This is a genomic window from Planktothrix sp. PCC 11201, assembly GCF_900009135.1.
GTDB lineage: Bacteria > Cyanobacteriota > Cyanobacteriia > Cyanobacteriales > Microcoleaceae > Planktothrix.
Genome location: NZ_LT797699.1, coordinates 1 through 14,023, shown reverse-complemented (window position 1 = coordinate 14,023; position 14,023 = coordinate 1). Strand labels below are relative to the sequence as shown.

Annotated in this window: 19 protein-coding genes and 1 tRNA gene; 3 read left to right on the top strand and 17 right to left on the bottom strand. The window is 39.5% G+C overall.

What is annotated here, in order from left to right:
• Positions 1-44: 44 nt before the first annotated feature.
• The 6 genes from PL11201_RS08740 to PL11201_RS08715 form a co-directional block, all read right to left on the bottom strand.
• Entirely contained in the window at positions 45-962 is a 918-nt protein-coding gene (locus PL11201_RS08740; protein WP_079678213.1) for a sensor histidine kinase, read from the bottom strand.
• Positions 963-1,148: 186 nt separating this feature from the next.
• Positions 1,149-1,742 (bottom strand): L-threonylcarbamoyladenylate synthase, encoded by a 594-nt coding sequence (locus PL11201_RS08735; RefSeq protein ID WP_079678212.1) that lies wholly within the window; start codon positions 1,740-1,742, stop codon positions 1,149-1,151.
• Between the two features lie 169 nt (positions 1,743-1,911).
• The gene (gene prmC, locus PL11201_RS08730; protein WP_079678211.1) at positions 1,912-2,799 is read right to left on the bottom strand and encodes a peptide chain release factor N(5)-glutamine methyltransferase; all 888 of its coding nucleotides are present in this window, start codon (positions 2,797-2,799) and stop codon (positions 1,912-1,914) included.
• Positions 2,800-2,823: 24 nt separating this feature from the next.
• The gene (locus PL11201_RS08725) at positions 2,824-3,618 is read right to left on the bottom strand and encodes a Tic22 family protein (RefSeq protein ID WP_200816730.1); all 795 of its coding nucleotides are present in this window, start codon (positions 3,616-3,618) and stop codon (positions 2,824-2,826) included.
• A 322-nt stretch (positions 3,619-3,940) separates the two neighbouring features.
• Positions 3,941-4,014 (bottom strand) — tRNA-Pro (locus tag PL11201_RS08720).
• Positions 4,015-4,167: 153 nt separating this feature from the next.
• On the bottom strand, positions 4,168-4,719 hold the full coding sequence (locus tag PL11201_RS08715) for a GNAT family N-acetyltransferase (protein ID WP_079678210.1): 552 nt from the start codon (positions 4,717-4,719) through the stop codon (positions 4,168-4,170).
• Between the two features lie 73 nt (positions 4,720-4,792).
• On the opposite strand from PL11201_RS08715, the gene PL11201_RS08710 reads away from it, so the two are divergent.
• The 3 genes from PL11201_RS08710 to PL11201_RS08700 all read left to right on the top strand — a co-directional run bounded on the left by PL11201_RS08710 (position 4,793) and on the right by PL11201_RS08700 (position 8,061).
• Positions 4,793-5,518 carry a hypothetical protein gene (locus tag PL11201_RS08710; RefSeq protein ID WP_079678209.1) on the top strand — a complete coding sequence of 242 codons (726 nt, stop codon included), beginning with the start codon at positions 4,793-4,795 and terminating at the stop codon, positions 5,516-5,518.
• Between the two features lie 30 nt (positions 5,519-5,548).
• The gene (locus PL11201_RS08705; RefSeq protein WP_079678208.1) at positions 5,549-6,463 is read left to right on the top strand and encodes a DNA cytosine methyltransferase; all 915 of its coding nucleotides are present in this window, start codon (positions 5,549-5,551) and stop codon (positions 6,461-6,463) included.
• 107 nt (positions 6,464-6,570) lie between these two features.
• Positions 6,571-8,061, top strand: coding sequence for a hypothetical protein (locus tag PL11201_RS08700; RefSeq protein WP_079678207.1), 1,491 nt, complete (start codon positions 6,571-6,573; stop codon positions 8,059-8,061).
• Between the two features lie 434 nt (positions 8,062-8,495).
• On the opposite strand, the gene PL11201_RS08695 is transcribed toward PL11201_RS08700, so the two are convergent.
• The 11 genes from PL11201_RS08695 to PL11201_RS08640 form a co-directional block, all read right to left on the bottom strand.
• Positions 8,496-8,762, bottom strand: a complete 267-nt coding sequence (locus tag PL11201_RS08695; protein ID WP_079678206.1) for a hypothetical protein — start codon at positions 8,760-8,762, stop codon at positions 8,496-8,498.
• A gap of 352 nt (positions 8,763-9,114) precedes the next feature.
• A complete protein-coding gene (locus PL11201_RS08685) occupies positions 9,115-9,315 on the bottom strand; it encodes a hypothetical protein (protein WP_079678204.1) in 201 nt (66 codons plus the stop codon).
• Positions 9,312-9,725 (bottom strand): hypothetical protein, encoded by a 414-nt coding sequence (locus tag PL11201_RS08680; RefSeq protein ID WP_079678203.1) that lies wholly within the window; start codon positions 9,723-9,725, stop codon positions 9,312-9,314. The genes PL11201_RS08685 and PL11201_RS08680 overlap by 4 nt, the downstream gene beginning before the upstream one ends.
• 58 nt (positions 9,726-9,783) lie before the next feature.
• A complete protein-coding gene (locus PL11201_RS08675; RefSeq protein ID WP_079678202.1) occupies positions 9,784-10,956 on the bottom strand; it encodes a hypothetical protein in 1,173 nt (390 codons plus the stop codon).
• Positions 10,957-11,035: 79 nt separating this feature from the next.
• Positions 11,036-11,839, bottom strand: a complete 804-nt coding sequence (locus PL11201_RS08670) for a hypothetical protein (RefSeq protein ID WP_079678201.1) — start codon at positions 11,837-11,839, stop codon at positions 11,036-11,038.
• Between the two features lie 78 nt (positions 11,840-11,917).
• Entirely contained in the window at positions 11,918-12,169 is a 252-nt protein-coding gene (locus tag PL11201_RS08665; protein WP_079678200.1) for a hypothetical protein, read from the bottom strand.
• Positions 12,166-12,582 carry a DUF1064 domain-containing protein gene (locus PL11201_RS08660; protein WP_079678199.1) on the bottom strand — a complete coding sequence of 139 codons (417 nt, stop codon included), beginning with the start codon at positions 12,580-12,582 and terminating at the stop codon, positions 12,166-12,168. Before PL11201_RS08660 ends, PL11201_RS08665 begins: the two co-directional genes overlap by 4 nt.
• Complete coding sequence (locus PL11201_RS08655; RefSeq protein WP_079678198.1) at positions 12,566-12,865, bottom strand: hypothetical protein; 300 nt, start codon at positions 12,863-12,865, stop codon at positions 12,566-12,568. Before PL11201_RS08655 ends, PL11201_RS08660 begins: the two co-directional genes overlap by 17 nt.
• A gap of 70 nt (positions 12,866-12,935) precedes the next feature.
• Complete coding sequence (locus PL11201_RS08650; RefSeq protein ID WP_079678197.1) at positions 12,936-13,244, bottom strand: hypothetical protein; 309 nt, start codon at positions 13,242-13,244, stop codon at positions 12,936-12,938.
• A 187-nt stretch (positions 13,245-13,431) separates the two neighbouring features.
• The gene (locus PL11201_RS08645) at positions 13,432-13,614 is read right to left on the bottom strand and encodes a hypothetical protein (RefSeq protein ID WP_079678196.1); all 183 of its coding nucleotides are present in this window, start codon (positions 13,612-13,614) and stop codon (positions 13,432-13,434) included.
• Positions 13,615-13,659: 45 nt separating this feature from the next.
• The gene (locus PL11201_RS08640) at positions 13,660-13,932 is read right to left on the bottom strand and encodes a hypothetical protein (protein WP_079678195.1); all 273 of its coding nucleotides are present in this window, start codon (positions 13,930-13,932) and stop codon (positions 13,660-13,662) included.
• Between the last annotated feature and the right edge of the window lie 91 nt (positions 13,933-14,023).

Below are 14,023 nucleotides of genomic sequence, written 5' to 3'. Positions count from 1 at the left end.
AATATTATAACTTAATTAGAGCTTAAACTGTCTAAAATACTGCGTTAGGGTTTTGCTAAGGGAATCGAACATTGAGTCCGATTAAAATTAGAATCTTCTCCCTCAGAAGGAATCGCTAAAATTTCTAAACGACCCTTCATTAAACTCAATAAAGTTTGATTCATCAACAGCCGCATTCCTGGGGATAAAGTCCCTTGCTCAAATGGAGGTTGATCAATATCTAATGTAGATTTTAATAAATCCCAAGACTCACTCCAAGCACTAATAGGACGTTGATCATCAACCCAAATATGCACAAATCCTGTTTCGGGAGAAGGATGGGCAGAAACATTCACACTTCCCTCTTTCATTTGAGCGATCGCAGTATCAACTAAACTGACTAAAACTTGTCGCAGTCGGGGTAAATCTGCCATCACATAAATATCTTGATCAGGAGGATCAATGTTTAATCTAATACTACGATTTGCCGCCTGCATACAAGTTAAATCTTCTACCTCATCCATGACTTTTGCTAACTCAATGGCATGAATATCCATTGTGTCTGTGCCATATTCGGTTTTAGATACAAAAATCACTTGATCTAATAATCCCACCATTTTTAACGCCGATGTGTGGGCGAGATTGATAAATTCTCGCTCCTCCTCTGGGTTTTCGCACAGATCGGAGATAATTAGTTGTAACGTACCAATCATGCTACTCAAAGGCGATCGCAACTCATGGGACGTCCGCGCCAAAAACCCCGCTTTAAATAAACTCAATTCCGCCGCCGAATGATAGGCAAGTTGAGTTTGTTTCAATTGATAAGAGAGGGTTTGCACCTGCTGTTGATAATCAACCTCTTTGGAGCGGTCTTCTGTCCCAACCGGGTCGGGCGATTTTGTTCCTTTTCCCCGCCATAGCTGATTTAGGCTAACCCCTAACCCTAACCCAAAACCGAAATATAAAAATTCGCTCCAACCCATTTCAGTTATCAGTAATCAGTGATCAGTTATCAGTGTAAGAGTTGATCAGTTATTGGTCAACACCGAATCAGTTATTAGTTAACATTTATTAGTTATTAGTGCAAGAGTTGAATAACGGTTTGTAAGCTCGAAGTTTATCAACAGATTGGTATTATTTATTTACGGATAACTGTTAACTGATAACTGTTAACTGATTAATAAATTACCATGTCGTAAGATTGTCCATTGACCATTGCTTTCCCATTTTGCCACCGTTGAAGGTAAGGTAGATTGAGGGATAATTGGATCAAAGTCTGACGAAAATAACGTCAAAACCTTGGGAAATTGATGATTAATTTCAGCCATGGTTAACAGGGGCGGTTGTCCTGATAAATTGGCGCTCGTGGTTGCCATCGGGCCAGTGCGGGCTAAAATAGATTGAGCGATCGCACAATCGGGAACCCTTACCCCAATCGTAGACGGATCAGCCGGATTCATGGCCGGAGGAACTTGCTCAGAAGCGGGTAATACCAAAGTTAAGCCGCCAGGCCAATATTTCTGGGCAGTCTTTTGCCAAACGGATAATTCTTCCAGCGTCCCCTGCACATAGGGCCATAACGCTTCCGGTGTGGCGGCCATTAAGATTAAGGGTTTATCTGGACTACGTTGTTTGGTCTGAAAAATCAATTCCGCCCGATCAGGACGGGTAGCTAAAGCGGGGACAGTATCCGTCGGGAAACTCACCACCGCCTCACCCGAAATTGCCATATCAATTAGAGTATCAATAGAGACTTGAACCATAGCGTTAACTCAAAAAGCAGGTTTAAAACCCGCGCAGGCGGGTTTTGTTTGTGTAGCCACGGTTTCAACCGCTGGATTTGAACCATAGCGTTAACTCAAAAAGCAGGTTTAAAACCCGCGCAGGCGGTTTTTGTTTGTGTAGCCACGGTTTCAACCGCTGGATCTTTAGTCAATTCAAATAAGCTATAACAAAACGATCAAATCCCGCTAAGTCAGGGATAATTTTAATCCCAGAGTAACTTCCTTGAGCCTCTAACAACCCGGCAACCGCTTCTCCTTGTCCTGCCATCATTTCCACAATCCAAACCCCTCCAGGGCGCAAATAACGGGGGGCTGTTTCAACCAAATAGCGAATAGAATCCAAACCATCATCACCGCCATCTAAAGCTAACAGGGGTTCATGTTGGGCTACTTCTGGTTGCAGAGTTGGAATAATATCAGAAGGAATATAGGGAGGGTTAGAAACCATTCCGGTTAGTTTTCCTTGTAGGAATTCTAGGGGTTCCCACCAAGACCCGTGATGGAATTGGATGCGATCAGCTAAACCTGTGGTTTGAGCGTTATATTCAGCGATCGCCAAGGCTTCTAAACTGGTATCTACCCCATGAATTTCGGCCATTGGAAAACTATCGGCTAAACCCAGGGCGATCGCCCCGCTTCCGGTACCCAAATCCACCCAAACCCCATTATTATTAATATCCTCAATAGCAGATACGGCTAAATCAATGATTAATTCCGTTTCAGGACGGGGAATCAGCACCCCAGAAGACACCTTTAACGCAAAATCGCGCCAGTAAGTTCTCCCCAACAGGTATTGCAAAGGGATACGCTCCGTTAGGCGTCGTTGCCAAAGTTGGGTCAATTCCGACCAAGGAACTCCCAGGGGAATTGCAGGTTGTTGTTTGAAGGTTTGTAAACGTAGCGTTAATCGGTCTAAACCTCCCAACTCCTGGAGAAACCAGTGGATTTCACTCGGAGAAATCCCCAGGGCGGTACATTCAGCATCAGCCTGTTCCATCCACTGTTCCAGTTGCCAACCCGATATCATTTCCCCCATGATAGTTTCCTAGGATTGATTCAATTAACGGGGGGCGGGGGCGGGGGAGGGTTGATTTTTTTGTAAATACTCCAAAGTTTCACGGGGCGGAATCAACACAACCCGATTTAAGAATTGATCATTATCCTTTTTCAAAGCATCCAACAACCCTTCCAGGTTAACCACATCAATCTTAACGTTAGAGATTAAATCAGGCTGTTGACTTTTAAATTGAGTCAACATACTTTGCAGATCCTCTTTGTAGAAGAACATCGGGATCACCTGTTCATTGCCATTTTGAATCGTCAGATAGCCATTATCCGGCCCACCCTTAGCAATAAATAGCGGAACACCGTTAAAATCGCTGACAGTTTGCCCATTTTCCTTGAGAACCGTTTTTGCCAAATCCACCTGTTTTTGCACCGGGACATAGGCAAACTGCACTTCCTCCGCCGAACCCTGACCTTGCTGGCTCATGCGGTATACTTCACCCAGAGAAACCGTGGTCACTTGAATGGTCGAAGCCAATTTTGGGTCACGACTTTTTAAGCGATCGACAAAAGCCACAGCATCGGTGCGACTGATAAACACACCCGCCACCGCCGCTTTTTTATCTCCCTGGGGTACAGTCGCAACTAAAGGCGCGCCCTGGGTATCGGTAATCGTGAACACCGGAATTGAACGGAGTTTTTCCAGAATTTGGCTTTCTGGAATGGCATAGGCTGGCTCAGTTCCCACCGGAATAAAGTTGAATACACGCAATCCCGAATCAGGACTTAGTAAAAACGTACCGCCCACAACTCCCAATACCGCGCCCAAACGAACAATTGATCTGATCATGTTTCCAAATTTTGAATTAAATATTTTTTAGATTGCAGATGCAGTATGTACCACTGAACCCAGGGGGATACAGTAGGAGTAACGCTAAACAGAGAACCCGGGTCGTGTTGACCACTGATAGATTGCACTGACGATCAGGGAGTTGTTTTTCTCCCCAAAATCTGAGGAAATTGTCACCAGGAGAAAGTTTTAACCCAAGTCAGCCTGTCCCGTTAAGTTTTAAAGTTGTGTAGTTATACTCAATTTAAAACATGACCCATCGTAACACACCGATCAGAGGATGGACAAAAAGAATCGGCACTAATCAAGTTAAAATCCAGAATCGGGATGACAGGATTCGAACCTGCGGCATCCTGCTCCCAAAGCAGGCGCGCTACCAAGCTGCGCTACATCCCGTTTAATCTTTTCTGAGTATACCCTAAGTTTACACAAATCTGATTAAAAATTGCAAAATTGATTCATAAGAAGCTAGGAGTCGGTTGTCTGTTGTCGGTTATCGGTTATTTGTTCACACCTCCATACCTCAACACCTCAACCGCCAACCCAAGCCTAATCTGGATACCAGAACATTCCTTTGATCCCCTCTGGATCGGACATAAAACCCAAATTTCGGTAAAAATCTACAACATGAGGGTCGGCAAATAGAGTAATGTTGCTGATATCATCGCTACGGAGTTTTTTGATGATAAATTTCATCAAGGCTTTACCCATACCCTTATTCTGGAAATCTGGGTGAACAACCACATCCCAGAGCGTAGCATTAAAAGCATGATCGGATGTGGCCCTAGCAAAACCAATCAGCCGTCGCTGATTCCCTCGAATTTGCCACATAGAAACTACAAGGAAACTATACTGAATGGCTTTTTTTACTTTCCGCAGGGGTCGCCGAGACCAGCCCACTGCATTGCAAAGTTCTTCCAATTCATATAAATCAATGTCCCGATCCGTACTAAAAAAAATGCGACCATTATTGCTCGATGACGGGCGAGAGTTTAGGGATACTGACTCCTCGCTTCCTCCCTCATACCCCTCATACTCCACTTGGCAGGAGGACGAGGCGGAGGAATCTGAACTGCTAAACAAGTTTTTCCAAAAACCCATGCAGGCGTAGTTAAGGTAATAGATTTTCAATGACCTTATTAGATAGTATATCTCCCGTACCTTCACCTCAATTATGGCTCCGGGCTTAAAATCCTCAACTTTAGAACTCCTAAAACGCTTCAATCGGGCGTTTCCACAGTTTTATGAGCAATTTGTCAGTAGTGAAATTCAACTGCAAAATCTTAAACTGGCCTATCAAGTTTACCAAACTAAGCAGGCTGTTATTGAAATTGAGCCGGATGGGAACAAAAGTGCTCTCCATTTTGCCTATCGAAATCAATCATTTTTACTCAGCGATATTTTTGGGGTTTTGGCAGCCTATGGCCTGACGATTCATAGTCTGAGTTTGTATGGCCAAATTTATCCGCCGATGTTGGTGTTTATTAAGTTAGTGGTTTCTCGCGGGGGAAAAGCCCTCACGGATAAAACCTCAGAAAATGTTTGTCGGGCCGTGCGGGAAGCCTTAGCAGGACATTTTGAGGTGGAAGAAATGTTGGCGGTGGAATTTAACCTGGATGCCGGGTTAGAGGATGTGGCCACGGAATTTTATGTTGACCCGGTATTTCATCTCCCGGCGTTATTAATTGAGGCGGATAACCAGCCCGGATTGTTTTATAAGGTTATGTATGCTATCTGGCAGGAGGATTTATTGGTGGTCAATGCTAATTTGTTAGTCTGGCGAGGACGCACCCGATTAATTTTATATTTATTGGGGCCGAATGAAAGTTTGATTCCTGAATATCTTGGCCAAAAAATTGCCGAGGGTATGCGACAACGGTTAATGGGAGAACGATTTTAACAGTCTCGAATCATTAATCACATTGTTTTCATGATTACTGCGGTTGATTTATTTTGTGGTTGTGGTGGTTTATCCCTTGGGTTTAAGCAAGCGGGAATTGAGATATTGGCAGCTATTGACAACTGGAATCCATCCCTAGAGGTCTATCAAGCTAATTTTGATCATTTGGCAATTTTACAAGATCTCACGGATGAAGTTGCAGCTATCAAAATTATTCAAAAACTTGATCCTGAAATGATTATTGGTGGCCCGCCCTGTCAAGATTTTTCTAGTGCGGGAAAGCGAGATTTAAACGGCGATCGCGCTAATTTAACTTATAACTTTGCTAATATTGTTTGTGCTATTCAGCCTCAATGGTTTGTTATGGAAAATGTACCAAGAATAACTAAAAGTCCTATTTTGAAGCAAATATCTGAGCAGTTTTTGAGCAATGGTTATGGTTTATCTGCAATTGTTTTAAATGCGTCTTTTTGTCATACACCCCAATCGAGATCTCGCTTTTTTCTGATTGGTGAACTGGGGGGGAAATATAATGCTTTGGTAGATTTATTGAAGTTGGGTTTATCAAAAAAACCAATGACAGTTAGAGATTATCTTGGGGATAGATTGAATCTCCAATATTATTATAGACATCCCAGAAGCTACGCGCGACGAGGGATATTTTCTATTGATGAACCCAGTCCCACCATCAGAGGGGTTAATCGTCCGATCCCACCCAACTATAAACTCCATAGGGGTGATCCGCAAGATATTGATCTAACCACAATCAGACCTTTATCAACAATTGAACGGAGTTATATTCAAACCTTCCCCGATTCTTTTAAATTTATAGGAACAAAAACCAATTTAGAACAAATGATTGGAAACTCTGTTCCTGTTAATTTGGCTTTTTTTGTCGCCTCTACTCTTTTGAAATATATACAGCAAGGTACTGATCAGGTTTAAAACTAATGCGGATGGCGAGACTCGAACTCCCGAATAACGTTCAAACACTGATTCTATCGTTCAGTAGTCTATCCAAAATAAGTGATTAATTTTGGAATGGATAGAAAATGGATAGATTGGATAACGTCACTGTAGAGGGTTTTGGAACGTATGGAGACGTTCTAAAACATTGGTTGGCTATTGAGCCGCTAATCCCTAAAGGGGTAGCCCAAAGGGTTGAAACCCGACTTAACTTTAAATTCACAGAACCTTATCAGGGAGGTAAGCAAAAATTACTAGGATCAGGGTGTGAATGGAGTATTGCGGGTATTAATGACTTTTTGGAAAAGTGTATCAAGTTAAGAACAAAACTAAATGAAGCTAAACGGGAGGGAATTAACGCTAGTGAATGGGATTTGTGGCTTAAGAATATCCTACCCAGCAACAAGTTAGGGAGCGATGACCGTCTAACCTACCGTCAAATTTTCGAGATTATCGAAAATGAATACTATCAAGGACGGCATAAATTTACGGGTGAGAAGCGGTCAAGAGAGTCAGTTAGTTGTCAATCATCTTTTCAGAGGACATATACAGATTATTTTGTAAAATGTCTTAACTGGGATGAGTACCCTGATTGGGATAACGCCAAAGCATTCTGGGAACGCTTCCCAGAAAATACCTGTCAGTATGAAGCGTTAGGAAAGATTAAAAAAATCATCTCCTATTGTCCTGAATTAACAAAAAAGGAAATATTGCCAAAACTTAACAGAATTAAGGTTGAAAAAAAACGAGGGGAGAATACTAAAGCCATTGATTGGGAGCAATTCTTTGAATGGTTGCAATCTCAAGAGAAGTTAGTCCAAGAAATGCCAGAAAAGCAAGCAATGGCAAGGGAGGGATGGTTATGGATTTTTAAAATGTGTGTAGCCTACGGGTTAAGACCTGCTGAAATTATGAGTGCCATTAATTTGTTTAAACCAATTAGCAATAATGAAGTTAAAAAACTATGGGGCGAAAAAGGAAAAAAGTACGCCGACTCTAAAGGCATTAACCCCGCATTTAATGATAAGGTTAACAATCCCAAAATGTTGTTAATTTTGGGCAACGGATTTGAGGTTACTGATACATCTGGTAAAAAACACTTTATTACCAATAAAACTGGTGGGAGATTTTGCTACCCTCCCTGTCAAAACAAAGTAATTTTAAATTACTTAAAATTACAGAATATTCCCGTTCAGTTACCAGAATATACTCCAAACGCCAATAGTAAACCAAGAACAATAGCGGGTGGATTTTCTAATGAACTTGGTGACAAACTACAAGACTGGAAATGTCCAACAACTCAAGGGTACTCATTTAGACACCTAGGGAAGATGATGGGTTTGTTGTCAGGGCTACCCATAGGAGTTATCGCCAAAAATATGGGGCATACAGAGTTGGCTAGTGAACAGTTTTATAACCGTCAAACAATGGCGACCGCTAATGATTTAGCAGAACAAGCGACAAAATACCCGCTACCCTATCAGGTAGCCATAGGAGAACTAGAATCCTCTGGCTTTAACTTAGACGATCCATCGGTTAAAGCAATTCTGCGAATCATCTATCAATTAGACGATTAGAGCCTAAGACAAAATTAAAAATCTATCAAGCAACCTCTAACCAGGGTTGCTTTTTTATTGGGGCTGTGTCGGTAGGGATTGGGAGTGTTGAGTGTGAATCTTCCCAAGGTATGTATAAAGGGAAGATAGAAAATATTTCTACAGAACCGTAAAAAAGTAGACACTTAAAACCCCCCTGGATTACCTACTACCGATTTCCATTAAGTTGCAACCGGGTATCTGTTCAGGAGGGTTAATAGTAGTTTTGATTTTTTTAAGAAGCGAGATTTACTAAACTCAAGCTCAAACTTATATTAACAGTATCCCCCCCCTAACCGTCAACCTCTATTTTATTTCGCTTGTTCACTTGTCAAGAGACGTTTCACTGAGTACCTCTTGACAACTTTACTACGCTTCATTTAAGAGGTTTTGTCCGGTTGGGGGGGATACTGTTTTTACGAAAATTGTTTTACTTTTTTAACTTCCCACCAATAATCATCTTTTTTTACATCATAACTCCCTCTGGCATAGCCGTATTTTTTACAGTGTTTTTCGATGGAATCCCATGTCCAGAACCCACATTCTACATCATGGTCAGCATAATTAAGAAAACAACTATTATTCATTGCTTCTTTTAGTGTTTCGGTATAAGTGGCATATTCTCCAAATTGATAAGTTATCTGCCATATATACCTAGAAAATGGTTTGATTTGATGATTCATTGTTTAATCTCCTAATAAGTAGTTGCACAAAATAAATTACCGATGTTTAAATTTACCCGGTGGCAACTCCTTCCATAGTTCAAATCTTTGGCTTAAATACCCCGACTTGCCGTTAGATGCTAACCAGACCAACGCTTCTATAGTTTCGCTCATCTTATTACCCCTATTACTTAGAAACTCACGGGATGATTTAGATAGGGTTAGCGTGGTTCGTACCTTTTCCAAATCATCATTAAATATTTTTTGCCTACCTTTTTCTAGGTTGTCAATTTTGCCCATAATGTCCAGCATTCCTTCTATGTGTAGCTAATTATTTTCTATAGCCGCAATGGATAGCGGCTATAAAAGGAAATTAGAGGTCAATCAGCCAACTACTATTAAGACCTGTCCAATTGTCTGCAATCCAATTACCTTTAGGATCATAGAGTAACCAGTATTCCCACATATCGGTTCTGTTTTTGATGACAAATTCACAAACCTCCTGTATCGTGTCAAACTCTATTTCCTTAATTTCGTAGTCGTCCTCCGTCTTAAATTCAAGTAAATATTTCATCGCTTCAGTATTACCTCTTTATTAACTCCATAAAAATTGATTAAATTCCATAAAACACTTGATTCTGCGTTGCAGTCTGCCATTTTTTCAGCGTTGTACTCAATATTCCCGAGTAGGTAATCAACTTGATAATCCTGTAATTCTAAAGCCCTGTCATGTAGGATATTTACCGCTAGATTAATTAGTTTATTGTCATTAACCCAAAAGAATAATCTAGGGGTGATTAATTGAATTGAAAGGGTGAAAAGATTAAAGGTTGTTATTTGTGACCCCATTATTCCTTTAGTGAAAAATTCCGGCTTAATGATTAATGCTTTTAACGAAAAGAAACTCAAACACAAGTTAATATCCCTTGAAAGACTGACTGACCATAAATCACAATGTTTGAGTTTGATTGTTCTAATTTTCATTGGTTTAATCCTCAATCCTGATAGATTTGGTTAAAACTGATAACTGATGACTGATTATTTACAGATTTAATGTTTTAGTCCACTGATAACCAATCTTTGTTTTGGTCTTTTGATATCCACAACCTACTAACAAACCCTCAATAATCGCTCTATCTGGTTTTTGAGATATCTCACCGTTAGAGTAACAACCATCTAAATAATCAAAGATTGTTAGGGGTTTAATGAAGATTCTCTCAGATAATTTATTCTGAATTTCCATTATCTCTAAAACTTCATTCTCCTCTCTATCGATATAATCTTCAAAAATTCGCTTGATACCAACATTAGTATCAAATATCTTTTCGTTTATGAATTGGAAGTATTTTTCCCAAAGCGTTAATGCTTCTTTAAGTGGAATATCAAGTAATACGCAACACGCAGCCATATTATCTTGATACAGTCGAAAAACTTCTAACGGGATTATTTCACTTTTCAATCGGGCAAGCCCCCGTTTTTTTTGGTTAAAGCTCGTTCTATTTTCTTGGATGTGCCAGAATTGTTCAAATTCGCTATTTAATCCATTGAAGTTAATATCTTCTACAGAGAGTAGGTTAACTTCTACACTTGAATAATCTTGGATTTTAGAGAATAAAAACGGTATTAAACGGCGTTTTAATTCAGTTAGCTTAGGGTTATCCCAGAACGGATTAACGGTACTAACCAGCTTTGGCGAGAACGGGTAAAACTCCATGTTTATCCCCATCTTGTCAGCAATAGTGATAACTGATTTTCGATTAATACCGCTTTTAAACATTGAAAACATTTGTTCTGAATCGGTAAAAACCTTTTCGTTGATATCATCCCAAACCAATAAAAAATTTTTCTCAAACTCTTTATCGCTATCATAATAGCGGCTATTTGAAATCAGGTTACGGATACTCGCGAACGTACTCGCTGCGGTCTGCATAGGGGTGTTGTGTAATGTTGCGATAAATTTTGCTGTCTCACTTTTGCCGCTACCGCTTGCACCGTATAGCACCCCTATGGGTAAGTTATTTGACATTGCACTCGGTGTTAACAGGAACGAGATTAACGGGATTGTCTGCAAGTCACTGGACGGTAAAATCACTATCTGAGACAGAAGGGAGTCGATTCTTGAATAAAAATTATCTTTTGGATCGCAGAGGTCACGATAATCTATGCCGTCCTCCTCTCTGTCAAGTCGATAATCAACAAAGTCTAAATGTTCCATATTCCTTTCGTGTGGTTAGGTTTTCTGTCTATAGCCGCTATCCATTGCGGCTATAGAAAATAATTAGAGCTTGTTACTACTAAGAAAGGATATTTTTAAGAATGTCTGTCATATACTGACATCCACTTTGTCCTAAGTCGTGAGAGCGTCCATCCCAGAGGGTTAAGCAACTATCAAATGTAATCACAGAGAAATCTTTGGTTTTGTCCCAGTCATCAGCTAAGAATCGTTTAGCGAACTCGGCACGGGCATTGAGTCGCTCTGATTCTGTCTCTTTAGGGACAAAATTTTTCCCACCGTACCCGTTACCTTTGGCTCCATTAGTGTCCTGACTTAAAACGTCATCGGTTATCGTTGTCAAAGCGTCAATTTTCGATACGTTATAAAACTCCTTTAAGACTCCGACCGCACGGGATAATCCTGCGTCACCATATCCGATGTACTCCTCATACTTAGCTATCCTTGTTTTATCGACACCGAGATCCAACATTCCCTCAAACATTCCACCATTGCCAAAATCTTCTAACAACTTTTTGGCAATAAATTCTTCACTCACAGAAGGTTTGATATCCTTACCTTTATCGTTAGTGAATGCCTTGATAGGTATTTGAATCATTACTAACGGCATGGGGTTAGCTTCTAATCCTTCTACTGGAAACTTAAAGTCAGGGTCGTTACCCCATTTACCGTCATCCAGTTTTTTTGCTTTTGTTATGTTAGTAAATTTTCCAGATATTCCCGGCAAAATTGCACCGTAAATCGTTAGAAAATTTTCGGTTTTAACAATCTTTGCTTCCAAGAAAGTTAACTCACTATCCTGACGATTATAGCTATCAAAAGTTAACTTACTCAGTTTTTCACTGATTTTATTGTAGCGATACATACTCTCACCTACTTACTAAAGTTTTAATCCTGATAACTAATAACTGATGGGTAGTTTAACGACGTTTCGGTCAAGCAATTAATTTTTGTTGTTCTGATAGAAATACCAGTCAGCAGTGAACGCCTTTCTTGCTGCATCAACTAACAGTTTAAGATCCTCGGGTTCCATATTACCGGTCATGTGAACAGCTTGTTCTGCAACTAAAGAACTCACCTCATTTCGGGTTTCATCATCAGTAACTTCATTGACCAAAATTAAAAAAGCAAATGCTAACAAGTTAATGAATTGCTCATCTGTTAGGGTTTGAGTGTCGGTATCTGTAATGTTCATGAATCACCTTTTAGTTGTTTTGAAACAATCTTTAATTCCGCCTGTAATTGTGTTGGATTAAGAGAGGTAAAGCATTCATCAATTTTTGTTGATTGCTGTTGAACGATTCTGATTTTGCCAATCAATGTAGGTTCAAAGGCATCTAACAACTGTAGTTGCCTCAAAAATTCTCTTGTAGGCATACCCTTCGCTTCAACTAGTAGCAGGGGGTTATCAAAATCATCTTTGATAATGAAGTCACAATTCCAATATCTCGCACGATAATTTTTAGTCGTAGGCTTGATTAACACTCTTTCGTGAACAGAAATATAGCTTGGGGGAATTATAGACTTGATAAGTCTATAAACTTCACACTCCCACTTAGAATCAAACTGTATCCCGTACATTATTACAGGACTATTCTGATACTTCATTAGCATCACCCCTGGAATTAATTTCGTGGATCACTAATTCAAAAACCTCTCTTAGTTTTTCTTCATCACATGACTTAAAGTCTTTTAAAACGTTAGCGATTCTCCAAACTACAAAGTGAATATCATGCTTAACCCTTAAAGGTCTAACAATCCCGTCCTTACCTTCCCTTTTTAATCGGGTTTTACGGGTAAGAATGTGATGTTTTAGATAAACCATTCTGGGTGTAGGGGTGATCATGTTGTTTCCCATCACTTCTGTCCAGTCGTAGATGTCATTATCCATCGTGTTAGTGGTTAGGTTTTCTGTCTATAGCCGCTATCCATTGCGGCTATAGAAAATAATTAGAGGTCAACTAGAGAGAATTTTGGGCTTGAGCCAACTCAATTTTCTGCTCAATTTTTGACTTAAAACTAGATGTGTTATTGAGTCTTAACTCGTTACTCAGAATGGATAACATCTCAATCCCTGCGTACAAAAATTGTTGTTCATGGGGGCTTAAATCCCAATTGTCGTTTTGTAATTTATCGTGCAAAGTTAAAGCTGGAAACCCTGGATATAATGGACTAATCGACATAATCAATTGAGTCAAATGGGGAATTACTTTTGTTAACTCTGCGTCATTAGCAGTTGTTAAGCTAACGGTCTTTTTATGTCTAGGCATTTTGTTTTCCTTATGCGCTCATTGTTTACTTAACTTTATTGATGTTTCATCTATAGCAATTGATGTTTCACCAATAAACCTACAGTAGCAACAAAAAAAAGAATCCGTCAATAGGATTCCTGTAAAGTAATATTACGAAAGATTATTAAGTATGGGTTTAAGTCAATAGCTTATAACAATACTTGGATTAATCGCGGTAATACCATTTTCCATCATCGGCTTGATACACTTTTCCTGATTCAACATCTCGGTTTTCTAGCTCCTTAGCATATTCCTGGCAAGCGCGATGATAGGGCTTGGGGATTCTTACAGTAGGACAGCTTAACCGAAAATCAATATCGCTCTTGGTATTTCCACCTTTTCCAGCCATAAAACTCACTCCAAAACAAATAACCCTTTATTGTACCATTTTCAATTAATCCTTAATATCGAAATCATCCATAGTAGGTGGTTGGTAATCACTCGTTTTTTCAATAAACTTAATAAGGGTATTAAGTTTAATTCCCATTAAATAATCTCGTCTACGCATTTCGGAGCGCAAAGATTCTAACCCACAATTAATATCTTTTTTATTTTCATTAATTTGATGCTGTAATCTTTCTTCCCATTGAGATAATCTCCATACAGCTAAACCTAAAGCGATAATATTGCTAACAAATAAAAATAATAGATTATAATTTATATTCATGGGATATCTTCTAAACTCTTTCTAAATTATTACATATGGATAATCAAGATTGGAAACAATTATTAATCGAACAGTTAAAAGAAGCAAGAAA